This is a genomic window from Kocuria sp. CNJ-770 (assembly GCF_001942375.1).
Lineage (GTDB): Bacteria > Actinomycetota > Actinomycetes > Actinomycetales > Micrococcaceae > Kocuria > Kocuria oceani.
This window is the reverse complement of sequence record NZ_MKJW01000117.1, coordinates 1-22055: the sequence shown is the minus strand read 5'-3', so window position 1 is coordinate 22055 and position 22055 is coordinate 1. Positions and strand designations below refer to the sequence as shown.

The window sequence follows — 22055 nt, the reverse complement described above, 5'->3', positions numbered from 1 at the left end:
GGGACCACAGCTTGCCCGTGCCGTCCAGCTGCTGCGGCTCGATCAGCCAGGACTGGCCCTCCTCCAGGCTGGTCAGGGCCTGGAGCAGCTTGCCCTCGGCGGGCTCGGTGAGCGGGCCCATCTGCGCGGCGGGGTTGGTCGGGTAGTCCACGGTCAGGGAGCTGACCGCGTCCACCAGCTGGTTGCGGAACCGCTTGGACTTCGCCACCGAGCCCACGAGGATCACCAGGGAGGCCGCCGAGCACTTCTGCCCGGCGTGGCCGAACGCGGAGTAGGCCACGTCCTTGGCGGCGAGGTCGAAGTCGGCGCTGGGCGTGACGATCAGGGCGTTCTTGCCCGAGGTCTCGGCCAGCAGCGGCAGGTCGGAGCGGAAGGAGCGGAACAGCTCCGCCGTCTCGTACGCCCCGGTGAGGATCAGCCGGTCCACCGACGGGTGGGAGACCAGCTGGCGGCCGAGGGCACGCTCCTCGAGGTCCACGAGGGCGAGCACGTCCCGGGGGACCCCGGAGGCGTCCAGGGCCTCCCAGATCGCCTCGGCCACCACGGCGCCGCAGCGCTTGGTCGGGCCGGCCGGCTTGAACACCACCGGGGACCCGGCGGCCAGGGCGGCCAGCGCCGAGCCGGCCGGGATGGCCACGGGGAAGTTCCACGGCGGGGTCACCACGGTGAGCCGGGAGGGCACGAAGGACGCGCCGTCGACCTCGTCCAGCTCCCGGGCGCGCTCGGCGTAGTAGTGGGCGAAGTCGACGGCCTCGCTGATCTCGGGGTCGGACTGGTCGAGGGTCTTGCCCGCCTCCGCGGCCGCGACCTCGAGCAGCTCCGCCCGGCGGGCCGCCAGGGCCTCCCCGGCGCGGTGGAGCACCTCGGCCCGCTGGGCGCCGGTCAGCGCGGCCCAGCCGCGGCCGGCCTCGAGCGCGGCGTCGATGACGCGGTCGAGCTGCTCCTCGGTCTGCAGCGCCGCGGCGGCGACGGTCTCCGTGCCGGCCGTCGATCCGGGGACGCGGTCGAGGATCGCCCGGCCCCAGTCCCGGTTGGCGGCCACGGCCGGGTCGGTGTCGGGGGTGTTGGCGAAGCCGTCGGTCGGGGCGGGCAGCTCGGGCAGCCGGCGGTCCTGGACCCGGTGGGGCAGCGGCACGGTGTCGTCCAGCGCGGCCAGCGAGGCGAGGAAGCGGTTCTTCTCCCGCTCGAAGAGCTCCTCGTTCGCGGAGAGCTCGAAGACCGCGGACATGAAGTTCTCCTGGCTCGCCCCCTCCTCCAGGCGGCGGATCAGGTAGGCGATGGCCACGTCGAACTCGGCCGGGTGCACCACCGGGGTGTAGAGCAGCAGGGAGCCGACGTCGCGCTTGACGGCCTGGGCCTGGCCGGTGGCCATGCCCAGCAGCATCTCGAAGTCGATCGCCTCGACCACGCCGCGCTCGGTGGCGAGCAGCCAGGCGAAGGCGATGTCGAAGAGGTTGTGCCCGGCCACGCCGATCCGCACCGCGTCGGCGTGCGCCGGCTGCAGCGCGTAGTTCAGCACGCGCTTGTAGTGGGTGTCCGAGTCCTGCTTCGTCCCCCAGGTGGCCAGCGGCCAGTCGTGCAGGGAGGCCTCGACCTGCTCCATGGGCAGGTTCGCCCCCTTGACCACGCGGACCTTGACCCGCGCCCCACCGGCGGCGCGGCGGGCGGTGGCCCACTCCTGGAGGCGGATCATCGCCTCCAGGGCGTCCGGCAGGTAGGTCTGCAGCACGATCCCGGCCTCGAGGTCCCGGAACTGGGGCTGGTCGAGGATCCGGGTGAAGACCGCGAGGGTCATGTCGAGGTCCTTGTACTCCTCCATGTCCAGGTTGATGAACTTCGGGGTGGAGAACGAGGCGGCCCGGGCGTAGAGCGGGGTCAGCTTCTCGACGACCTCGGCCACGGCCTCGTCGAAGGCCCAGGCGGAGTGCGGGGCCACGGTGGAGGAGACCTTGATGGAGACGTAGTCGACGTCGGGCCGGGCCAGCAGCTCGTGGGTGCCCTGCAGGCGGCGGTCGGCCTCGCGCTCGCCGAGCACGGCCTCGCCGAGGAGGTTGACGTTGAGCCGGACGTCGTCCGTGCGGATCTTCGCGATCGACCTCCCGAGCTTGGCCTCGCTGGCGTCCACGATGAGGTGCCCCACCATCTCGCGCAGCGCCTTGCGGGCGGCCGGGATCACGACCTGCGGGGCGACCGGGGCCAGGACCCCGCCGGTGCGCACCGCGGTGCGCAGGTACCACGGCAGGAACGCCGGGACGCGGGGGGCGAGCCGGGCGAGGTTGCGGGCGGCGACCCGGATGTCCTCGGGGCGGATGACGCCGTCGACGAAGCCGACCGTGAAGTCCAGTCCACTGGGATCCTTGAGCACCCCGGCCAGCTGCTCGCCCGAGGCGTCCTTGGGGAACTGCTCCGCCTCGGTGAGCCAGCGGCGCACGGTGGCCACGGCCTGCTCGGGCAGCGACGCCGGGATGGCGGCGTGGGGAAGGGTGCGTCCGGCCGACGGTTCCGCAGGGGTGTGCGCGGTCGCGGGGACGGGGATCGTCGTCATGGGTGGTACTCCCTGGTCTGCGTGGAAAGCACTGGTGCGCCCCTCACTATGCGCCTTCTTTCCGTTCGGATAAAGTGATGTTTTCCACGGATGATTCGTCAGTGGACGTGATGATTGTGAGGTGCTCCCGTGCTGGACGTGCGCAAGCTGCGGCTGCTGCGCGAACTCGCGCTGCGCGGCACCCTGGCGGAGGTCGCGGCGGCCCTGAGCTACAGCCCCTCGGCGGTCTCCCAGCAGCTCTCCGCCCTGGAGAAGGAGGCCGGGGTGGAGCTGCTCTCCAAGGCCGGCCGGCGGGTGCAGCTGACCCCGCAGGCGGAGATCCTGGTGGCGCGCACCGCGGAGCTGCTGGACGTCCTGGAGCGGGCCGAGTCGGACCTGGCGGCGTCGCTGAGCACGGTCACGGGCACGGTGCGGGTCGCCGTGTTCCAGTCGGCCGCCCTGGCGCTGCTGCCGGCGGTGCTCGGCACGATGCGCCGCGAGCACCCGGACGTGCGGGTGGAGATGGTGCAGGCGGAGCCGGAGCGTGCCCTCTACGAGACCTGGACGCGCGAGTTCGACGTCGTGGTCGCGGAGCAGTACCCGAGCCACGCCGCCGCCCACCACCCCGACCTGGACCGGCGGCGGCTCATCACGGACGCCATCCGCCTGGCCGTCCCCCCCGGGCCCGAGCACGCGTCCGTCGCGTCCCTGCAGGACGCCCGCGAGCTGCCGTGGGTCATGGAGCCCCGCGGGGCGGCGTCGAGGCACTGGGGCGAGCAGCTGTGCCGGCGGGCGGGGTTCGAGCCGGACGTCCGGTTCGCCACTGCCGACCTGCAGGCCCAGACCCGGCTCGTGGAGTCGGGCAACGCCGTGGCCCTCATGCCGGACCTCATGTGGGCGGGCGGCGACTCACCCTGCCGGCTGGTCGACCTGCCCTCCGGGCCGCGGCGGACGGTGTTCACCTCGATCCGCGGCTCGAGCGTGCAGCGCCCGGCGATCCTCGCCCTCCGCGCGGCGCTCGAGACGGTGGCCGCCGAGCTCGCCGCGCGGATGGACTGACGCTCAGGAGCGGGCGGCGGCCGGCCCGGTGAGCGCCCGGCGCAGCCGGCCGTCGGCGATCTGCTCCAGCAGCCACGGGCTGAGCAGGAACGGCGCGGCCTCGGCCGCGGCGAAGAGCTCCTCCGGGGTGATCCAGGCGACCTCCGCGACCTCGGCCGGCAGCGGCTGCGGCTGCCCGGCGGCGCGCGCCACGTAGACGGGGCAGAACTCGTTCTCCACGATCCCGGAGGCGTCCACGGCCCGGTAGCGGAAGTCCGGCAGGACCTCCGTCACCCCGGTCACCGCGAAGCCCAGCTCCTGACCGGCCCGCCGGGCGACGGCCTCCTCGAAGTCCTCGCCGGGAGCCGGGTGGCCGCAGAAGCTGTTGGTCCACACCCCCGGCCAGGTCTTCTTGGCCAGGGCCCGGCGGGTCAGCAGCAGGCGCCCGTCGTCGCCGAGGACGTAGCACGAGACCGCGAGGTGCAGCGGGGTGTCCGTGGTGTGCACCTCCGCCTTGGGCGCGGTGCCCACGGGACGGTGGGCGTCGTCGAGCAGGACGACCTCCTCGACGGCTCCGGGGACGGCGCCGGGCACGGCTCCGGGAGCGGCGTCGGGGACGACTTCGTGGCTGGCCATGGGTCTCGTTCCGGTCGGTGGCGGGAGGGTGTCCGCCCCCATTCTCTCAGGCCCGCGCGCGGGAGGCACGCGGGGCGGGGAGTGGACAAGGACGCGCCCGGGGAGCACGATCGGGAACCATGCGACGACGTCGGCCCGCCCCCGCCCCTCTGCCCCTGCGGGACGGCGTGGACCCCGTCCGGGTCCGGCTGCCGGCGGAGGACGGGCGGAGCACGGTGCGGGGCTGGCTGCTGGACCGGTTCCCGGCCTCCGCCCCGGAGCTGGAGGAGCTCTTCGCGTCCGGGGGGATCGTCGACGACGCCGGGCGGCCCCTCGCCCACGACGCCCCGTACGTGCCCGGCGGGTCGGTCTGGTACCACCGGGCCCTGCCGGCCGAACCGGAGCTGCCCGGGGACCTGCCGGTGCTGTTCGAGGACGAGTGGCTGCTGGCCGTCGACAAGCCGCACGGTCTGCCCACCACCCCGCGCGGCGGGTTCGTGGCCCAGAGCGTGCTCGTGAAGCTGCGCCGCGCCCGCGGCGAGGACCGGCTGTCCCCGCTGCACCGGCTGGACCGCGGCACGGCCGGGGTGCTGCTGCTCTCCCGGGACCCCGCGACCCGCGGCCGGTTCCAGACCCTCTTCCAGGACCGGGCGGTGGCCAAGGAGTACGAGGCGGTCGCCGTGCACCGGCCCGGGCTCGGGCTGCCGCGCGTCGTGGAGTCCCGCATCGTCAAGGACCGCACGTGCCTGCAGGCGCGGGAGGTGCCGGGACCGGCCAACGCCCGCACCGTCGTCGACCGGGCGGGTCCCCCGTTCTCGGACGCCGAGGGCGAGTGGGCGCGCTACTGGGTGCGGCCCGAGACCGGGCGCACCCACCAGATCCGGGTCCACCTGGCCGGACTGGGCGCCCCGGTCCGGAACGACCCCCTCTATCCCCGGGTGCGGCCGGCCGGCAGCGAGGACCCCGCCCGGCCGCTGCAGCTGCTGGCCCGGCGGATCGGCCTGACCCATCCGATGACGGGCCGCCCGCTCGTGCTCGAGAGCCGGCGCGCCCTGCACAGCGGGTCCCCCGCGTGAGCGCGCCGCGCACCGCGCCGGCGGCCGCCCGGGTGCCTGCCCCGGACGTGGCCCGCGGACTCATGCTCTGGGTCATCGCCGTCGCCAACGTCACCGCGTGGATCTGGGCGCCCGGGCCCACGGACGGACCCCGCGACCGGACCCTGGGCGCCGGGGCCGGCACGGCCGGGTGGACGGCGGACGACGTGGTCAACACGGCCCTGTCCATGCTCGTGGACGGCCGCGGCTTCCCCCTGTTCTCCTTCCTGGTCGGCTACGGCGTGGGGCAGATCGCCGCCCGGGAGGCCGCGCGCGGCACCCCGCTCCCGCTCGCCCGGCGGCTGCTGCTGCGGCGCTACGGGTGGCTGCTGCTCGTCGGGGCCCTGCACGCGTGCCTGCTCTTCCCCGGGGACATCATCACGGCCTACGCCTTCGGGGGCCTGTTCCTGACCCTGCTGATCGCGGAGGGCACGGCCACCCTGCTGGTCCTGGCCGGCCTGGGCTCCGTGCTGATGGTCCTCTACGGTGCGGCCAGCTGGGCCGTGCGGACCCCCGGCACCGCGCCCTTCCCCAGCCTCGTCACCGACTCCGCGCAGGAGCACCTCGCCCTCGTGCTGGCCGAGGGCGCGGGAGTGGTGGCCTTCGCCCCGCTCCAGCTGCTGGGGCTGCTGCCCATGCTGCTGCTCGGCCTGGCGCTCAGCCGCTACCGGGTGCTGGAGGACCCGGGGCCCCGCCGCGGGCGGCTGCTGGTGACCGCGGCGGTCTGCATCGGCGCAGGGCTGCTCACCGGCGTGGGCACGGGCCTGCTGACCACCGACATGCTCGAGCCCTCCACGACCGCCGGGTCCGTGCTCACCGGGCTGGACGCCCTGACCGGGGCCGCGCAGGGCATCGGCTACGCCCTGGTGGTGGCCCTGGTCTGCGCGCGGGCCCAGCGGCGGTCCCCGGGCGCTCCCCTCCGGGCGCGGGAGCATCCCGCGCTGTGGGCGCTGCAGGCATTGGGGCGCCGGTCGATGAGCGGCTACATCGCCCAGTCCGTGCTCTTCACGGTCCTGATGCCGCCGTTCGCGCTGGGCCTCGGCCGCGCCCTGACCCCCACGGCCGCCCTGCTGCTGGGCACCGCCGTGTGGCTGGTCACCCTGCTCGGCGCCGTCCTGCTCGAGCGGCGCGGCCTGCGGGGACCCGTCGAGACGGTCCACCGGCGGCTGTTCCTCGGTCCTGCGCGGGACCGCTCCGGCCCGCACCCCGCGGCGAGCGCATAGGCTCGGGGCAGCACCCTTCCCCTGCCAGCATCAGGAGCCGCCATGCCCAGCCCCACCGGCGCCGGTCCCGCACCGCGTCCGCTCTCCGCCGACCCGGCCGCCGACCTCACCGCCGACCGCACCGTGAGCGCCCCGGAGCGGGCCGACACCGCGGCCCGGTCGGTCCGGGAGCTCTTCGCCGGGCGCGCCCTGGGCGTGCCGGGCACCCTGCTGGGCGCGCCGGCGCACCCGCGGCCCCGCTCCCGCACGGCCCCGTGGCACTACTGGTGGCAGGCCCACCTGCTCGACGCCCTGGTCGACGCGGCGCTGCGGCACCGGGACGAGCCCGCCCGCGCCGAGGAGATCCGCCGCGACGCGCACCGGCTGCTGCGCGGGATCACCCTGCGCAGCGGCGGGCGGGTGACCCAGAACTCCTACTACGACGACATGGCCTGGCTGCTGCTGGCCGTGGGCCGGCTCGCCGCACTGGACCGCGAGCTCACCGGCCGGGCGGACGTGGCGTGCCTGGACGCGGGCCGGGCCCTGCTCGCCCGGATCGAGCGGGGGCACACGGCGGACCTGGGCGGCGGGGTGTTCTGGAACACCCGCCACGACGTGAAGAACACCGCGTCCTCGGCTCCCGCGGCCCTGGCCTTCGTGCGCACGCACCGCACCGAGCAGGCCCGCGCGGTGCTCGGCTGGCTGCAGGAGAACCTGTGGGATCCCGGGCGGAGGGTCTTCCACGACGGGCTGATCCTGGTCGCCGCGGGGTCCGGCAGCGAGGTCACGCGGCGGGACGAGCGGCTGTTCAGCTACAACTCCGGACCCGTGCTCGGAGCGCTGCTCGAGCTCGCGGACGCCCCCGGCACGGGCACGGACGACCGGGCGCGCCTGCTGGGCACGGCGGCCGACGTGGTGGCGGGCGCCGCGGAGGCCTACGGCCGGCCGGTGCCGGGGCGGCGGGTCCTCACCACGCACGGCGGCGGGGACGGCGGGCTGTTCAGCGGGATCCTGGCCCGCTACCTCGCCCAGGCGGCCCGGCACCCGGATCTGGCCGAGACCGCACGGCGCACGGCCGCCGAGCTGGTGACGGGCACCGCCGACGCCTGTGGGCCGGCCGGCGCGAGGCCGAGTCCGCCACGGCCCCCGGGGGCGGAGGCGCGCCCTCGGCCCGGACGGGCGGGGCGGTGGCGGTCTTCTCCCCCGACCCGGCGCAGCCCGCCGGGCAGGCGCAGCGCCCCGGCGCCCCGGTGGAGCTGTCCACCCAGGTCCAGGCGTGGACGGTGCTGGAGGCCGCCGCCCGCCTGGAGCGCCCGTGGACGGGGGCGGGGGCCGGCGGCTCCGCTGAGCGCTGAACCGGCGTCCCGGGCCGGGGGGAATCGTGGCCGCGCCAGGGGTCATGGGATAGAACAGCAGTATGAACTTCCTCCGCACCCCCGATCCGAACCCCGGTTGGCTCAACGAGGACGACCTGCAGGAAGCACGCCGCCGTCTGCCGATGGTGTACGTGCAGGCGCTGCCGGTCCGGCTCGACCCGCTGGGCTACCTCTCCGAGATCGGGCTGCTGCTGCAGGCCACTCCCGAGGGGGAGATGATGTACACCTTCGTCTCCGGCCGGGTGCTGTACCGGGAGACCATCCGGGCGGCCCTGCTGCGCCACCTCGAGAAGGACCTGGGCACCATGGCCTTTCCGCAGCTGCCGGTGTCCACGACCCCGTTCGCGGTGGCCGAGTTCTTCCCCTCCCCCTCCGAGACCGGGCTGACCGACGACCGCCAGCACGCCGTGGCGCTGAGCTACATCGTGCCCGTGCGCGGTGAGTGCAGCCCCCGCCAGGACGCCCTGCAGCTGTCCTGGATGAGCCCCGAGGAGGCGCTCAGCCCCGAGGTGCAGGCGGAGTTCGCCGGGGGCCGGGGAGACCTCGTGCGCCAGGCCGTCGCGCACGCGGGCTGGGGCCGCTGAGACCCCGCTCCTCCGCGCTCCGGGTGCGCAGGACCACCGCCAGGGCGTAGCTGCGGCCCACGAACAGCTCCGCGAGGAACCGGCCGCCGTGTGCCCACAGCCGCCCGGCGGCGGCTCCTCGTCCGGGTTCGGCGGACGAGCTCGCTCCCGGCGGCCTCCCGGCCCGCTCGGACCCGGCCCCCGCGGTGACGCACAATGGTCGGATGACCGTGCCCGCCGTGCCCTCCCCGTTCCCCGCCGCCCGCGCCGCCTTCGGCTTCGAGGTCGAGCACCGGCTCGCGGAGACGACCCGGACCACCGGATCGCGCCTGGGCGCCGGAGACGGCCCGCTCCTGGGACGCACCGGCACGATCAGCACCCCGCACGGGCAGATCCGGACCCCCGCGTTCGTGCCCGTCGGCACCGCCGCCACGGTCAAGGCGGTGCTGCCGGAGTCCATGGCGGAGCTCGGTGCCCAGGCCCTGCTCGCCAACGCCTACCACCTCTACCTCCAGCCCGGGGCGGAGGTGCTCGACGCGGCGGGCGGGCTGGGCGCGTTCATGAACTGGGACGGGCCCACCTTCACGGACTCCGGGGGGTTCCAGGTCATGTCCCTGGGCTCGGGCTTCAAGAAGGTCATCGACATGTCCACGGTCGCGTCCGCGGCGGCGGGCGACGACGACGTCGCGACCGGCAAGGAGCGCATGGCCCGCGTCGACGACGACGGGGTCACGTTCACCTCCCACATCAACGGCGACGTGCACCGCTTCACCCCGGAGATCTCGATGCAGGTCCAGCACCGGCTGGGGGCGGACATCATGTTCGCGTTCGACGAGCTGACCACGCTGCACAACTCCCGGAGCTACCAGGAGACGTCCCTCGAACGGACCCGGCGGTGGGCCCGGCGCTGCGTGGCCGAGCACGCCCGGCTCACGGAGGAGCGCGCCGACCGGCCGTACCAGGCGCTGTTCGGGGTGATCCAGGGCGCCCAGTACGAGGACCTGCGCCGGAAGGCCTGCCGGGACCTCGGGGCGATGGACTTCGACGGCTTCGGGATCGGCGGGGCGCTGGAGAAGGAGAACCTCGGCACGATCGTGCGCTGGTGCAGCGAGGAGCTGCCCGAGGACCGGCCGCGGCACCTGCTGGGGATCTCCGAGCCGGACGACATCTTCACCGCCCTGGAGAACGGCGTGGACACCTTCGACTGCGTCTCGCCCACCCGGGTGGCCCGCACGGGGGCCGTGTACGGCCCGGACGGCCGCTTCACCGTGAGCAACGCCCGCTTCCGCACGGACTTCTCCCCCGTCCAGGACGGCTGCGACTGCTACACGTGCACGCACTACACCCGGGCGTACCTGCACCACCTGTTCAAGGCCAAGGAGCGGCTCTCCGCGACGCTCACCTCGATCCACAACGAGCGGTTCGTCGTGCGCATGGTCGACGGCGCGCGGCAGGCGATGGCCGACGGCACCTACGTGGAGTACCGGGACGAGGTCCTGGGCCGGTACTACAAGCACCGCGGCTGAACGCCCCGCTCCCGGACGGCCCCCACGGGGCGCCGCGGCCGGGCCTGCCGCCGCGCCCCCGGCCGCGCCGGTCGATCAGCGCATGGTGTCTAGCTCGTCGTCGCGGCGCCGTCCTCGTGGATCACGAGCACCGGGCAGGAGGCGTGGGAGACGCACGCGGCGCTGACCGAGCCCAGCAGCAGGCCCCGGAACCCGCCGTGGCCCCGCCGCCCCACCACGAGCATCGCGGCGTCCTCGCTCTCGCGCACCAGCACCTTCGACGGGTGGCCGAACTCCACGGTGGTGGTCAGCCCCTCCGGGACGTCCTCACCGAAGGCCTGCTGGATCGCCTTGTCCACCCGCTTGTGGGTGATCTCGTCGAAGTTGTCGCTGCCGAGGGGCACGTAGCCGGCGTACTCGGGCGGATAGTCCCAGGCGCCGACCACCCGGACGGACGCACCGAGAGCCGGGGCGATCCGGGCCGCCCAGCGCAGCGCCTCCACGGACTGCTCGGATCCGTCGACCCCGACGACGACGGCTGCTGTTCCCTGTTCCATGCCCAATCCTTTGCTCCCGCGACCACGATGGTGCGCCCAGTATCACAGAGGGCAGGCGCGGACGGGCGAAGATGCGCAACCATGACCGTCCCACCGGCCCGGGTCCCGGCGCGGGGCTCAGTCCGCGCGCGCGGTCTCCTCGGTGCGCTCCTCGACGCTCTCCCCGGCGCTCTCCTCGCTGCGCCCGGGCAGCACCAGGACCGGGCACCGGGCGTGCGCCACGCAGGCCGAGCTGACCGAGCCCATCAGCAGACCCCGGAAGCCGCCGTGCCCCCTGCGGCCCACCACGAGCACCGCGGCGTCCTCGCTGTGGCGGATCAGGACCTTGGGCGGGTGGCCGAACTCCACGACCGTGCTCAGCCCGGCCGGCCGGTTCGTCCCGAAGGCCTTCTGCAGCGCTTCGTCCACGTGCTTCCGGGCGAGCTCGTCGAAGTGGTCGTCCTTGAAGTGGACGAAACCGACGTACTCGGGGGGATTCTCCCAGGCCCCCACCGCCCGGATCCGTGCCCCGTACACCGGCGCGAGACGCGCCGCCCAGCGCAGCGCCTCCACGGACTGCTCGGACCCGTCGACGCCCACCACGATCACGGCGTCCGGTTCGTCGGCCATGCTGCCCCCTCCGCTGCTGCGCCGGCCGCCCTGCCGTGCCGGCGGTGCTGGACCTCCAGTATCCCAGACCCGGGCGGCCGTGGTCAGAGATGCGAGAGGATGACGGAGCTGCGCGTGTGGTTGATGCCCTTCCACTCCCGGATCCGGACCATGACGTCCTCCAGGTGCGAGGTGTTCTGCGCCCGGATGAGGAAGATGCCGTCGGCCTCCCCCGTCACCGTGTAGGCGTCCGTCACCTCGGGGATCTCCGCCGCCATGGTCCGCATCATCGACGGGGACAGTCCTCCGTCGCAGTGCAGCTCCACGAAGGCCTCGATGTTCCAGCCCAGGACCGACTGGTCGATCTCCGCGGTGAAGCGCTTGACGGCCCCTGTCTGCTGCAGGGCGTCGACCCGCCGCTTCACCGCCGGGGCGGACAGGCCCACCCGCTTGCCGATGGCGGCATAGCTGCGCCGGCTGTCCTGGATCAGCGACGCAATGATCTGCTGGTCGATATCGTCAAGACGCAATGATGTGCCCCTTCTTTGCGTGCATTCGGACTAGTTGGATCAATATCTGCCAGATAGACTTTAGAAGTCAACTGCGGCGATCGTGTCGCAGATCACTTCGCCCCGCACACAGAAAGGTGGATGCTCCCGTGGCTTTCCTGCTCGTCTTCGGCCTCCCCGCCGTCCTCTTCACCGCGATCGGCCGCGCCGCCGCTCCGTCCCGCTCCGCCTCGCTGGGCGAGACGCTCCGCCACGCCGGCAGCGACCTGGGTCGCGGCCTGCGGGTGTGCGCCATGACCTCCCCGCAGCACCTCCGGAGCGCCTCCGCCACCCGCTGAGCCGCCTCCGCCGGTGACGGCGCGCCCGCGTCGTCACCGGTGTCCCACCCCCTGCACTCCGCCGCGCGGAGCCGTTTCTACCGGTGCGTCAAGTATTTACATCGGGGGACACGTGTTTCTGTTGCCAACGGCCGGTGCAGGGGGTGTAGTTAGTGGATGGAGATTCTTCAGGCGGTACCCATGTCCCCGGTGACGGAGCAGGTCGGCTGGCTGGCCGAAATAGATCGTGCGATCAACGCGGCGTTCGCGCCCGTCACCGAAGTCTTCTCGACCATCGTCTTCTACCCCATCACCATCGGGGAGATCAGCTTCCCCTTCGTGGTCGCGTGGCTCATCGCGGCCGGCGTCATCTTCACCATCTACTTCGGCTTCATCCAGTTCCGCGGCCTCAAGGTCTCCTGGGACGTGGTGCGCGGCAAGTTCTCCTCGAAGGACGACCCCGGTGAGGTCCCCCACTTCCAGGCCCTGACCTCCGCCCTGTCCGGCACCGTGGGACTGGGCAACATCGCGGGCGTCGGCGCGGCGATGGCCCTCGGCGGGCCCGGCGCCACCTTCTGGATGATCTGCGCCGGCCTGCTCGGCATGGCCACGAAGTTCGCCGAGTGCACCCTGGGCGTGAAGTACCGGGAGGTCCACGAGGACGGCACCGTCAGCGGCGGGCCCTTCCGGTACCTGCTGGTCGCCTACGGCAGGTTCGGCAGCGTCGTCGCCAAGATCTTCACCGGCATCTTCGCCGTCGCGATCCTCCTCTTCGGTGCCGCCGGCGGCAACATGTTCCAGGCCAACCAGACCTTCGCCCAGGTGCAGAACGTCACCGGCGGCGCCGACGGCTTCCTCGGCAGCGCCGGCGCGGCCTGATCTTCGGCATCATCCTGGCGGTCCTGGTGGGCCTCGTCATCATCGGCGGCATCAAGTCCATCGGCGCGACCACCAGCCGGCTGGTGCCGGCCATGGCCGCCGTCTACATCACCGCCTGCCTCGTGGTCATCCTCGCCAATCTCCCCAACGTCCCCGCGGCCTTCGGCACGATCATCGACGGCGCCTTCTCCCCCGAGGGCGTGGCCGGCGGCGTCCTGGGCGTCATGATCGTGGGCTTCCAGCGCGCGGCCTTCTCCAACGAGGCAGGCCTGGGCTCGGCCCCGATCGCGCACTCGGCCGTGAAGACCCGCCGCCCGGTGAGCGAGGGCTTCGTGGCGATGTTCGAGCCCTTCGTGGACACCGTGATCATCTGCACCATGACCGCCCTGGCGATCATCATCGCCGGCGCCCCGAGCCTGCAGGCCGGCATCGACCAGGTGCAGGCCGGGGAGGGCGCCCCCGACGGCGTCATCCTCACCTCGGACGCGTTCGCCACGGTGATCCCCTGGTTCCCGGTGGTCCTGGCCATCGCAGTGGTCCTGTTCGCGTTCTCGACGCTGATCACCTGGTTCTACTACGGCCTCAAGGCCTGGGAGTTCCTCTTCGGCCGCAGCCGGCTCAGCGACAACATCTTCCGCGGCATCTACCTGTTCTTCACGATCGCCGGGTGCGTGCTGACCTTCAGCGAGGTCATCGCCTTCGCGGACGCGGCCCTGTTCGTCTGCGGGTTCGTGAACCTGCTGGGCGTCTACATGCTGCTGCCCGTGATCAAGCGGGAGATGAAGGAGTACCTGGCCGACCGCAAGAGCGGCAAGCTCCACCTGCTCGGCGCGGAGCCGAGCGGCTCCACCGCCGCCCGGCCCCAGGTCTGACCCCGTCCCTGCCCCCGCCCGCGCTGCCGCGCGGCTCCACCGAACGACGTCTCCGGCCCTCCTCAGGAGGGCCGGACGACGTCGTTCGCGGCACCCGCCGAGGAATTCAGGCCGGACCACCGGCCCCCGCCTGGTCCGCGGCGTCGTCGGGCTCGGCAGCGCTGCCGGGCCCGGCCGCGGGCTCGGTGCCGCCCGCGACGCCGCCGGGCGGCACCTCGCGGCGGGACCGGCGCCAGGAGAACACGCCGACCACCACCACGAGCGCCCAGGAGGCGGCGACGGCGGCCAGCGCCGGCCACGACGGCCGCGAGGTGAAGGCCCCCAGGGCGGCGAAGCTGATCTGCCCGGGCATCCCGCCGAGCAGGGTCGCCGCCAGGTAGTCCCGCTGCGGGATGCGGACCAGCCCCGACCCGTAGCTGAGTGTCCAGTTGGGCAGGACCGGGCGCAGGACGAGCACCGTGAGGAAGCCCTTGCCGTCGAGCTTGCGCTCCACGGCCCCCATCCGGGGACCCGCGAGGCGGTACAGCGCGTCGCGGCCCAGGAAGCGGGCGAGCCAGTACCCGAGCCAGGCCCCGGTCGTGGTGGCCGCCACGCCCACCACGCTGCCCTGGGCCATCCCGAAGAGGAACCCTCCGGACACGGCCATGATCGTCACCGGCACGGGCGTGGCCGCCACGAGCACGAACACCACCGCGAACACGAGCGGCCCCCAGGCCCCGAAGCCCTCGACGTAGCCGCGGACCTCCTGCACCGTGGGCAGCTCGTGGCTGATGACGTACCACACCGCCGCGGCCAGCAGCAGCAGCAGGACGCCCGCCTTGAGCACGGTCACCCAGACCGGGCGGGAACCGCCCTTCCCCGCCTCCGGGTCCCACGCAGGTTCGGTGCTCACGAGCGCCACTGTACCGACCGCCGTTCCCGGGACCGAGAGCGCCCGGGGACAATGGACGGCATGGACATCACCGACCTGGACCCCGCAGAGGTCCTCTCCGTCTCCCACGACCTGCCCCACCCGCCGGCGGCGGTCTTCGCGGCGTTCACCGACCCGGACCGGCTCGCCGCGTGGTTCGGCCCGGAGGGCTGGAGCGTGCCCCGGGAGTCGGTGCTGCTCGAGGTCCGGCCCGGCGGACGGCAGCACTTCCGCATGGTCAGCGACGCCGACCCCACCCAGATCGCCCCGGTGCACGCCACCTACCTGCGGGTCGAGCAGGACGCGCTGCTCGAGGGCCGCGAGGCGCTGCCCGGCCCGGACGGCCGGCCGCTGGACCAGCACGTGCTGGTGCGCACGGAGTTCCTCGCCACCGGGGACGGGGGCACCCTGCTCGTGCTCACGCAGGGGCCGCTGCCCGCCGTGGTGCACGCGGGCGCGGCGGCCGGGTGGCGCAGCTCGTTCACCAAGCTCGAGGCGCTGCTCGACCGGAGCTGAGCCGCACCGCCGCACCCCTCGCGCCCGGACGGGCCCGCCCCGCCGGCGATCGCCGCACGACTCCTCGCCGCACTTCGTCGCCCGCCCGCACCAGCAGCACACCCCCAGTCGCTCTCCCCGAGCTGCTCAGCACCAACCGCCCGACCCCACCAGCCGCCCGACACAGGAGGACCGCATGACCGAGGACACCGGGATCCGCACCACCGCCCTCACCCGGCGGCAGATCGCCCCCAACCCGGGCCCGATGACCCTGGAGGGCACCAACTCGTGGCTGATCGGGGCACCCGGACAGGAGGACGTCGTCGTCGTGGACCCCGGACCGGCCGACCGCGGGCACCTGGCCGTGCTGGCCGCGGCCGGCCGCACGGTGCTCACGCTCGTCACCCACCGGCACGCGGACCACACGGAGGGCGTGGCGGACTTCCACGCCCTCACCGGAGCACCCGTGCGCGCCTTCCGGCCCGAGTTCTGCCGGGACGCGCCCCCGCTGGCCGACCACGAGACGATCGAGGCCGCCGGGTGCCGGATCCGGGTGCTGCACACGCCCGGGCACACCTCCGACTCCGTGAGCTTCCACCTGCCCGACGACGTCCCGGCCGGCTCGCCGGGGCCCGCCCGGTCCGCCGGGCCGGCCCCGGGCCCGGGGTCGGTGCTCACCGGGGACACAATCCTGGGGCGCGGGACCACGATGCTCGACCACCCGGACGGGAGCCTCGGCGACTACCTGCGCTCCCTGCAGCGCCTGGCAGTGCTGGGCGCCGCCCTCGTGCTGCCCGCGCACGGGGACGTGCGGGAGGACGTCGAGGCGGTGTGCGAGGAGCTGCTCGAGCACCGGATGGAGCGCCTGGCCGAGGTGCGGGAGGCCCTGCGGGACCTCGGCCGCGGCGCCAGCCTCGAGGCGATCACCGAACGCGTCTACGCCGACGTCCCCGCGCACGTGCTGCCGGCCGCCCGGAGCTCGGTGGGGGCGCAGCTGGCCTACCTCGGCTTCTGAGCCGCCGGCGCGGCAGCGCCCGGACCGGCAGCGCCCGGGCCGCCGGCGCTCAGCGAGCGGGCACGGCGTCCCCCGCCGGGGACACGGCCGTCCCGTAGGTCGGCTCGCGCCGCTTGAGCCAGCCGATCGTCGCGTAGGTCAGGGGCATGACGAGGATCTCGACCAGCACCTTGTAGGCGTAGCCGACGACCACGTAGTTCAGGAAGTCCGGGACCGTGCTGATCCCGATGATCGGGGCGGCCACCGCGCAGAAGACGACCGTGTCCACGAGCTCGCCGACCAGGGTCGAGCCGATGAGCCGGGCCCACAGGTGGCGCTCCCGCGTGCGGGCCTTGATCCGCACCATCACGAAGGCGTTGAGCAGCTGCCCCGCGAGGTAGCCCAGGAGGGAGCCCGCCACGATGAGCGGGACGGGTCCCAGGACGGACTCGAGAGCCTCCTGGCCCTCGTAGAACGCGGCCGGGGGCAGGGCGATGACGAGCCAGAACACCACCGAGGAGAACAGGCCGGCCGCGAAGGACGTGACGATGGCCCGCCGGGCGGCGCGGAAGCCGTAGACCTCCGCGACGACGTCGCCCAGCACGTACGCGAGCGGGAACAGGAAGAAGCCCCCGTCGGTGAGGACGGGGCCGAAGGCGACGCCCTTGGTCGCGGCCACGTTGGAGAGCACGAGGACCACGCAGTAGGCCGCCACGATCAGGTCGAAGTACGTGCGCGGCCGGTGGGCGAAGCCGGCGGGAGCAGGGCCTGCGGAGGAGGACACGGCGGGTCACCAATCTGTTGGACCGCGGCGCCGGCCCGGGAGGAGCCGGAGCCGCGCCGCGGTCTGTGCGGTCTGCAGAACGGGTGCGGGCGCCCGCCTGCCACCCGGGAGCCCTCCTCCCGCCGCCGCGGAACCCCGAGCGGGGACGTCGTGGCGGCCGGAGACCGTCCGACAGTCTAGCGTCGGGACCCGGCCGCGCGGTTGGCCGGGGACGCGGCGCGGGGCGCACAATGGCTCCCATGACCGACACCACCACCGCACCCGTCCCCGACGCCGCGAGCCCCGCCCAGCCCCCCGTGGCCCTGACCATCGCCGGATCCGAGGCCACGGGCGGCGCCGGCGCCCAGGCGGATCTCAAGACCTTCCAGGAGCTCGGCGTCTTCGGCTCGCTCGCCCTGACCTGCATCGTCTCCTTCGACCCGAACGCGGACTGGGGCCACCGCCTGTTCCCCGTCCCCCAGGACGTGCTGCGGGAGCAGCTGGAGGCGATCACGGCGGCCCACGCGCTGGACGCCGTGAAGATCGGCATGCTCGGCAGCCCGGAGACCATCGCGACGACGGCCGAGGCGCTGGCCGCCCTGCGGCCGGAGCACCTCGTCCTCGACCCGGTGCTGATCTGCAAGGGCCAGGAGCCCGGGGCCGCCCTGGACACCGACGAGGCGCTCAAGGCGAGGATCCTGCCGCTGGCCACGTTCGTGACCCCCAACCACTTCGAGGCGCTCTCCCTGTCCGGGATGGACGAGATCAGCACCGTCGACCACCTCGAGGAGGCCGCCCGGCGGATCCACGAGACCTCGGGGGCCGTGGTGCTCGCGAAGGGCGGCGTGCGCCTGGCCGGTCCCGACGCCGTGGACGTCTTCTACGACGGGACGACCCTCGAGATCCTGTCCGAGCCCAAGGTCGGCGAGGTCCCCGTGGCCGGCGCCGGCTGCACCCTCGCGGCCGCCGTCGCCGCCGAACTCGCCAAGGGCGCCGCCCCGCTCGAGGCCGCCCGCACCGCCAAGGCCTTCGTCTCCGCCGGCATCCGGCAGCGTCTGAGCTCGCGCGCGCCCTTCGACTCCCTCTGGCAGGGCGGTTCGGCCGCCGAGCAGTGACCCCGGCCGCCTGAGCGCCTCCCCCCGCACCCGGCCGTGGCCGGCGACGACCTCCGTCGCCGGCCACGGCCGCGCATCGCCCCGCAGGCCGCGAGCCGCGGGTTCGGAGATGATCGTCCGTCGGGTCCGGTCCGGCGGTTTCCTGGACGTTTCCCCAGACGTTCGTGCGGAGGGAACCGAAACGGAGCGAACGGTGGTGTCATAGTCAGACATACCGTCACCAAGGATCATTGAAGTGTGCATACTTTGATGACATGCAGAGATAAGGTGTCATCATGCCTCGTATTTCAGCGGCCACCAATGCCGCGCAGCGCGAGAACACCAAGCGAGCGATCCTCGACTCCTTCGGCCAGCTGCTCTACCAGCAGGGCCTGACCGGGCTGACGATGACCCACGTGGCCAAGAACGCCGGGGTGGGCCGCACCGCCGTCTACAACTACTTCGCCGACATGGGCGAGCTGCTCGTGGCCTACGCCCTGGACGAGACCGAGCGCTTCATGACCGACCTCCGCCGGGACCTGGAGGGTGTCGCCAACCCGGTCGACCGGCTCGCCGTCTACATCCGGGCACAGATCGAGGATCTCGCCCGCCGGCACCTGCCCCCGGGTCCGACCATGCGCACGGTCCTGTCCCCCGAGGACTACCAGAAGCTGGGCGAGCACGTGGGCGAGCTTCAGGGGCTGCTGGCCGCGATCCTGCGGGACGCGATCGACCAGGCCTACCTGCCCGAGGGCGACATCCCGGAGCTCGCCTCGCTCGTCCACGGCTCGCTGACCACCGCCGCGGACCGTGGCCAGAACTCCGACCAGGACCGCGCGGCGCGGGAGCGGCACATCCGTTCGACGGTCCGCTTCATCCAGCAGGGCCTGGGCGCGCAGTTCGACGCCGACGGCCGCCCCGTGCGGCTGGCTCCCGAGAGGCCGCCGCTCAGCGCGGCGTCCTGACCTCCTGCGCCCTGCGCACCGCCCGCGGTCCGGTCGCGGGCCCGAGCTCCAGCACGCGGGCGTGCAGCACGGTGCGGTGGTGCAGGGCGGTGCGCAGCGCCCGATGCAGCCCGTCCTCGAGGTAGAGCAGCCCGTCCCAGCGGACCACGTGCGGGAAGAGATCGCCGTAGAACGTGGAGTCCGCGTCGAGCAGCGTCGCCAGGTCCAGGGTCGTCTTCGTGGTGATCAACTGGTCCAGGCGCACCTGACGAGGGGCGATGCCGGACCAGTCCGAGGGCGAGACGAGGCCGTGATCCGGGTACGGGCGCGAGTCGCCCACGGCCTTGAAGATCATGCGTTCATCCTAGGGGCGCTCCCGGGCCGGCACCGGTCAGCAGGGCGCAGGAGAGCGGAGCGGAACGACGGCAGCGTCACGGGAACCCCCGGGAGAACAGGGGTGGGACGTGAATCACCGAGGGGCATCTGCTGGTGCCGCGGGACAGCCCCTCCCGCCACTCCCGCACAGCACTGCCTCTGCTGAGTCCGGGTGGAACGACGTAGAATGACGAGCGCCTGTCCCGCGCCCGCATCCCCTCGGAAAGTTCGCCTCATGCCCGTTCGGTCCCTGGCTTTGGCCGCCCTGATCCTGCTCGCCCCCACCCCCGCCGTGGCCGCGCCCGATGCCGTGCAGGCTCCCGCGCCGGCCGTCGGATCGCCCACCGGCGCACCGGCCGAGGACGGCTCCCCCGACGCCCCGGCGGAGACGGTCGAGCCGGCCGAGCCGACCCCGCCCGCCCCGGCGGAGACCCCGGCCACCGACCCCGCGGTGGGCGCTCCGTCGGACTCCGGGGCGGCACCGGACCCGGACGAGCAGCCTGTTCCGGAGCGGTCCGAGGCGCCCGGCGCCGACCCGGCCGCGGGCTCCGTACCCTCGGGGGCGGCATCCGCCCGGGCCGCGGACCGGGCGACCGGCACCGAGGCCGGCACCGAGCACGACGACGGGACGACGCGCCCCGCACCGGCCGCCGCCCTGCCGGAAGTCTCCCGCTCCCCCGGGCCCGCGGCGCCGGGACCCGCGAAGCAGGGCACGGACGCCCGTTCGATCGAGGCCCAGGGTCTGCCCGGAGCGCAGCAGGTGGCCCCCGGCACGGTCACCCGGGTGCCCTGGGCAGTCTCACCCGGGTTCCGGCGCAGGAGGAGGAGACCACCCCCGGGCTCCCGGTGGCGCTGGGCGGTCTGGGAGTCGCGGCCGCCGGCGCCGCGGCCGTGGCCGTCCGCCGCTCGCGGGCCCGCCGCAGGGCCTGAGCGCACGGGACCCGGCAGGGACCGGCCCTCGAGCAGCCGGTCCCTGAGCGCCCAGTCCCTGATCGCCCAGTCCCTGAGCGTGCCGTTCCTAACGCGCCCGGCCCCTGCCGCGCTCGGCGCCCTGGGGGCTCACCCGCGCGGCCGTGGCCTTCCGTGCCGGACATACGAAAGAGCCCCTGACCGGAAAGGTGTCCCGGTCAGGGGCTCTGCAGTGCGGAGGATGGGGGATTTGAACCCCCGAGGGCGTGAACCCAACACGCGTTCCAGGCGTGCGCCATAGGCCGCTAGGCGAATCCTCCAGGCACGCACATCCCGGCGACCTCGCGGTGCCGGAACATGCGGAGTCCAGCATAGCCCAACCCCCGGGCATTGCCGAATCGTCGGCGGCGCCGCCCGGTTTCGACCTGCCCGCGGCATCGGCTAGACTCTGTGGCAGCCCCTCGCGTGGCGTCATCCTGTTGAACTCCCCCAGGGCCGGAAGGCAGCAAGGGTAAACGGGCTCTGGCGGGTGCGCGAGGGGTCTTTTCGTCCCCTCGGGGCGGCCCGGCTCCCCAGCCCCGGGGCCCCGCCCCGCCTGTCGGAATCCGTCGCTAAGGTGGCTCCTGTGACTACCGCCCTGTACCGCCGCTACCGCCCGGAGACCTTCGAGGACGTCATCGGCCAGGAGCACGTGACCGAGCCGCTGATGACGGCGCTGCGCAAGGACAGGGTCAGCCACGCCTACCTCTTCTCCGGGCCCCGCGGATGCGGCAAGACCACCTCCGCGCGCATCCTGGCCCGCTGCCTGAACTGCGCCGAGGGTCCCACGCCCACGCCCTGCGGCCGCTGCGAGAGCTGCCGGGACCTCGCCCGGGACGGGGCCGGCTCGCTCGACGTGATCGAGATGGACGCCGCCAGCCACGGCGGCGTGGACCACGCCCGCGACCTGCGCGAGCGCGCCACGTTCGCGCCCGTGCGGGACCGGTTCAAGATCTTCATCATCGACGAGGCGCACATGGTCACGCGCGAGGCTTCAACGCCCTGCTCAAGATCGTCGAGGAGCCCCCGGAGCACATCAAGTTCATCTTCGCGACCACCGAGCCCAGCAAGGTGCTCACGACCATCCGGTCCCGGACCCACCACTACCCCTTCCGCCTGGTCCCCACCGAGCCGCTGATGCACTACCTCGAGCAGCTGTGCGCCGAGGAGCACGTGGAGGTGGCCCCGGGGGTGCTCTCCCTGGTGGTCCGGGCCGGCGGCGGTTCGGTCCGCGACACCCTCTCCGTGCTGGACCAGCTCATGGCGGGCTCCGACGACCGGGGCATCGGCTACGACCTCGCCGTGGCCCTGCTGGGCTACACCCACGGCGCCCTGCTCGACGACGTGGTCGACGCCTTCGCGTCCGGGGACGCCGCCACGGTGTTCCGCGCGGTGGACCGGGTGATCCAGACCGGTCAGGACCCGCGCCGGTTCGTGGAGGACCTCCTCGAGCGCTTCCGCGACCTCATCATCGTCAACGCGGTCCCGGAGTCGGCGGGCAACATTTTGCACGGGATGCCCCAGGACCAGATCGCGCGGCTGCGCAACCAGGCGTCCCAGCTCGGGGCCTCGGAGCTCTCCCGCGCGGCGGACATCACCAACACCGCCCTCACGGAGATGACGGGGGCCACTTCGCCCCAGCTGCACCTCGAGCTGCTCTGCGCGCGCATCCTGCTGCCCTCCTCGGAGGACACCACCCGTGGCGTGACGGCGCGGGTGGACCGGCTGGAACGGCGGTTGAGCATCGGCCGCGGCACCGTCCCCGCCGCCGGGCACGAGGAGCCCGCGGCCGCCACCTCGCGGCCCTCCGCGGCCGCATAAACCAGTGGGGCAGGAAGAGTCCTTCGCTGGCTCCAAGTTGGGGGCCAAGGACGACGGTGCGGGTGGCACGAC

The 22055-nt window shown here is 73.7% G+C and carries 21 protein-coding genes, 1 tRNA gene, 1 other RNA gene and 2 pseudogenes; 16 read left to right on the top strand and 9 right to left on the bottom strand.

The annotated features are described in order from the left end of the window. The coding region (locus tag BJF77_RS14150; protein ID WP_187347283.1) for a proline dehydrogenase family protein at positions 1–2545 on the bottom strand (2545 nt) is incomplete at its 3' end. A gap of 129 nt (positions 2546–2674) precedes the next feature. Here BJF77_RS14150 and BJF77_RS14145 point away from each other — a divergent pair. Then, the gene (locus BJF77_RS14145) at positions 2675–3583 is read left to right on the top strand and encodes a LysR family transcriptional regulator (RefSeq protein ID WP_047804135.1); all 909 of its coding nucleotides are present in this window, start codon (positions 2675–2677) and stop codon (positions 3581–3583) included. Positions 3584–3586: 3 nt separating this feature from the next. Here BJF77_RS14145 and idi read toward each other — a convergent pair whose 3' ends face one another. Further along, positions 3587–4198, bottom strand: coding sequence for an isopentenyl-diphosphate Delta-isomerase (idi, locus tag BJF77_RS14140; protein WP_075872552.1), 612 nt, complete (start codon positions 4196–4198; stop codon positions 3587–3589). 119 nt (positions 4199–4317) lie between these two features. On the opposite strand from idi, the gene BJF77_RS14135 reads away from it, so the two are divergent. The 6 genes and pseudogenes from BJF77_RS14135 to tgt all read left to right on the top strand — a co-directional run bounded on the left by BJF77_RS14135 (position 4318) and on the right by tgt (position 9938). Further along, positions 4318–5253: a pseudouridine synthase gene (locus BJF77_RS14135; RefSeq protein ID WP_075872551.1), complete on the top strand. Its 936-nt coding sequence runs from the start codon at positions 4318–4320 to the stop codon at positions 5251–5253. Further along, the gene (locus tag BJF77_RS14130) at positions 5250–6494 is read left to right on the top strand and encodes a DUF418 domain-containing protein (protein WP_075872550.1); all 1245 of its coding nucleotides are present in this window, start codon (positions 5250–5252) and stop codon (positions 6492–6494) included. Before BJF77_RS14135 ends, BJF77_RS14130 begins: the two co-directional genes overlap by 4 nt. Before the next feature lie 42 nt (positions 6495–6536). Beyond that, a pseudogene (locus tag BJF77_RS14125) lies at positions 6537–7523 on the top strand (glycoside hydrolase family 76 protein); the annotation flags it as partial. 137 nt (positions 7524–7660) lie between these two features. Next, positions 7661–7828: a hypothetical protein gene (locus tag BJF77_RS21925; RefSeq protein ID WP_255396271.1), complete on the top strand. Its 168-nt coding sequence runs from the start codon at positions 7661–7663 to the stop codon at positions 7826–7828. 62 nt (positions 7829–7890) lie between these two features. After that, entirely contained in the window at positions 7891–8433 is a 543-nt protein-coding gene (locus tag BJF77_RS14120) for an NUDIX hydrolase family protein (RefSeq protein WP_047804138.1), read from the top strand. Between the two features lie 203 nt (positions 8434–8636). Further along, positions 8637–9938, top strand: a complete 1302-nt coding sequence (gene tgt, locus BJF77_RS14115) for a tRNA guanosine(34) transglycosylase Tgt (protein ID WP_075872549.1) — start codon at positions 8637–8639, stop codon at positions 9936–9938. Positions 9939–10027: 89 nt separating this feature from the next. Here the strand turns inward: tgt and BJF77_RS14110 are convergent, their stop codons facing one another. The 3 genes from BJF77_RS14110 to BJF77_RS14100 all read right to left on the bottom strand — a co-directional run bounded on the left by BJF77_RS14110 (position 10028) and on the right by BJF77_RS14100 (position 11592). Further along, positions 10028–10474, bottom strand: a complete 447-nt coding sequence (locus BJF77_RS14110) for a universal stress protein (RefSeq protein WP_075872548.1) — start codon at positions 10472–10474, stop codon at positions 10028–10030. A 117-nt stretch (positions 10475–10591) separates the two neighbouring features. Further along, on the bottom strand, positions 10592–11083 hold the full coding sequence (locus tag BJF77_RS14105) for a universal stress protein (RefSeq protein ID WP_075872547.1): 492 nt from the start codon (positions 11081–11083) through the stop codon (positions 10592–10594). Between the two features lie 83 nt (positions 11084–11166). Then, a complete protein-coding gene (locus tag BJF77_RS14100) occupies positions 11167–11592 on the bottom strand; it encodes an Lrp/AsnC family transcriptional regulator (RefSeq protein WP_075872546.1) in 426 nt (141 codons plus the stop codon). Positions 11593–11720: 128 nt separating this feature from the next. Between BJF77_RS14100 and BJF77_RS14095 the strand changes: the two genes are divergently transcribed. The 3 genes from BJF77_RS14095 to BJF77_RS22775 all read left to right on the top strand — a co-directional run bounded on the left by BJF77_RS14095 (position 11721) and on the right by BJF77_RS22775 (position 13639). Next, positions 11721–11909: a hypothetical protein gene (locus tag BJF77_RS14095; RefSeq protein WP_047804143.1), complete on the top strand. Its 189-nt coding sequence runs from the start codon at positions 11721–11723 to the stop codon at positions 11907–11909. 180 nt (positions 11910–12089) lie between these two features. Beyond that, positions 12090–12767 (top strand): alanine:cation symporter family protein, encoded by a 678-nt coding sequence (locus BJF77_RS22780; protein WP_369821419.1) that lies wholly within the window; start codon positions 12090–12092, stop codon positions 12765–12767. A gap of 26 nt (positions 12768–12793) precedes the next feature. After that, the gene (locus BJF77_RS22775; protein ID WP_369821418.1) at positions 12794–13639 is read left to right on the top strand and encodes an alanine/glycine:cation symporter family protein; all 846 of its coding nucleotides are present in this window, start codon (positions 12794–12796) and stop codon (positions 13637–13639) included. 106 nt (positions 13640–13745) lie between these two features. Here BJF77_RS22775 and BJF77_RS14085 read toward each other — a convergent pair whose 3' ends face one another. Next, complete coding sequence (locus tag BJF77_RS14085) at positions 13746–14531, bottom strand: TVP38/TMEM64 family protein (protein WP_139318588.1); 786 nt, start codon at positions 14529–14531, stop codon at positions 13746–13748. Positions 14532–14591: 60 nt separating this feature from the next. Here BJF77_RS14085 and BJF77_RS14080 point away from each other — a divergent pair, with 60 nt between their 5' ends. After that, the gene (locus tag BJF77_RS14080) at positions 14592–15065 is read left to right on the top strand and encodes an SRPBCC domain-containing protein (protein ID WP_158041274.1); all 474 of its coding nucleotides are present in this window, start codon (positions 14592–14594) and stop codon (positions 15063–15065) included. Between the two features lie 175 nt (positions 15066–15240). Then, positions 15241–16059, top strand: a complete 819-nt coding sequence (locus BJF77_RS14075; RefSeq protein ID WP_075872544.1) for an MBL fold metallo-hydrolase — start codon at positions 15241–15243, stop codon at positions 16057–16059. A 49-nt stretch (positions 16060–16108) separates the two neighbouring features. On the opposite strand, the gene BJF77_RS14070 is transcribed toward BJF77_RS14075, so the two are convergent. Then, positions 16109–16822, bottom strand: a complete 714-nt coding sequence (locus tag BJF77_RS14070; RefSeq protein WP_047804146.1) for a queuosine precursor transporter — start codon at positions 16820–16822, stop codon at positions 16109–16111. 239 nt (positions 16823–17061) lie between these two features. On the opposite strand from BJF77_RS14070, the gene BJF77_RS14065 reads away from it, so the two are divergent. Next, complete coding sequence (locus tag BJF77_RS14065; RefSeq protein ID WP_075872543.1) at positions 17062–17916, top strand: hydroxymethylpyrimidine/phosphomethylpyrimidine kinase; 855 nt, start codon at positions 17062–17064, stop codon at positions 17914–17916. Between the two features lie 275 nt (positions 17917–18191). Next, positions 18192–18860 carry a TetR/AcrR family transcriptional regulator gene (locus BJF77_RS14060; protein WP_075872542.1) on the top strand — a complete coding sequence of 223 codons (669 nt, stop codon included), beginning with the start codon at positions 18192–18194 and terminating at the stop codon, positions 18858–18860. Here BJF77_RS14060 and BJF77_RS14055 read toward each other — a convergent pair. Continuing rightward, positions 18844–19194, bottom strand: coding sequence for a type II toxin-antitoxin system VapB family antitoxin (locus BJF77_RS14055; protein ID WP_075872541.1), 351 nt, complete (start codon positions 19192–19194; stop codon positions 18844–18846). The two genes, BJF77_RS14060 and BJF77_RS14055, sit on opposite strands and share 17 nt — an antisense overlap. A gap of 1164 nt (positions 19195–20358) precedes the next feature. Next, positions 20359–20443, bottom strand: a tRNA-Ser gene (locus BJF77_RS14050). A 132-nt stretch (positions 20444–20575) separates the two neighbouring features. Here BJF77_RS14050 and ffs point away from each other — a divergent pair. Next, an RNA gene (gene ffs / locus BJF77_RS14045) (signal recognition particle sRNA small type) lies at positions 20576–20672 on the top strand. 76 nt (positions 20673–20748) lie between these two features. Continuing rightward, positions 20749–21977, top strand: a pseudogene (locus BJF77_RS14040) (DNA polymerase III subunit gamma and tau); the annotation flags it as partial. Between the last annotated feature and the right edge of the window lie 78 nt (positions 21978–22055).

What these genes read in the sequence shown, in the direction of transcription:
- idi (WP_075872552.1), bottom strand. Translation starts at nt 4,198, where the DNA reads ATGGCCAGCCACGAAGTCGTCCCCGACGCCGCTCCCGGAGCCGTGCCC.
- BJF77_RS14135 (WP_075872551.1), top strand. Translation starts at nt 4,318, where the DNA reads ATGCGACGACGTCGGCCCGCCCCCGCCCCTCTGCCCCTGCGGGACGGC.
- BJF77_RS14120 (WP_047804138.1), top strand. Translation starts at nt 7,891, where the DNA reads ATGAACTTCCTCCGCACCCCCGATCCGAACCCCGGTTGGCTCAACGAG.
- tgt (WP_075872549.1), top strand. Translation starts at nt 8,637, where the DNA reads ATGACCGTGCCCGCCGTGCCCTCCCCGTTCCCCGCCGCCCGCGCCGCC.
- BJF77_RS14110 (WP_075872548.1), bottom strand. Translation starts at nt 10,474, where the DNA reads ATGGAACAGGGAACAGCAGCCGTCGTCGTCGGGGTCGACGGATCCGAG.
- BJF77_RS14105 (WP_075872547.1), bottom strand. Translation starts at nt 11,083, where the DNA reads ATGGCCGACGAACCGGACGCCGTGATCGTGGTGGGCGTCGACGGGTCC.
- BJF77_RS22780 (WP_369821419.1), top strand. Translation starts at nt 12,090, where the DNA reads ATGTCCCCGGTGACGGAGCAGGTCGGCTGGCTGGCCGAAATAGATCGT.
- BJF77_RS14080 (WP_158041274.1), top strand. Translation starts at nt 14,592, where the DNA reads ATGGACATCACCGACCTGGACCCCGCAGAGGTCCTCTCCGTCTCCCAC.
- BJF77_RS14075 (WP_075872544.1), top strand. Translation starts at nt 15,241, where the DNA reads ATGACCGAGGACACCGGGATCCGCACCACCGCCCTCACCCGGCGGCAG.
- BJF77_RS14065 (WP_075872543.1), top strand. Translation starts at nt 17,062, where the DNA reads ATGACCGACACCACCACCGCACCCGTCCCCGACGCCGCGAGCCCCGCC.
- BJF77_RS14060 (WP_075872542.1), top strand. Translation starts at nt 18,192, where the DNA reads ATGCCTCGTATTTCAGCGGCCACCAATGCCGCGCAGCGCGAGAACACC.
- BJF77_RS14055 (WP_075872541.1), bottom strand. Translation starts at nt 19,194, where the DNA reads ATGATCTTCAAGGCCGTGGGCGACTCGCGCCCGTACCCGGATCACGGC.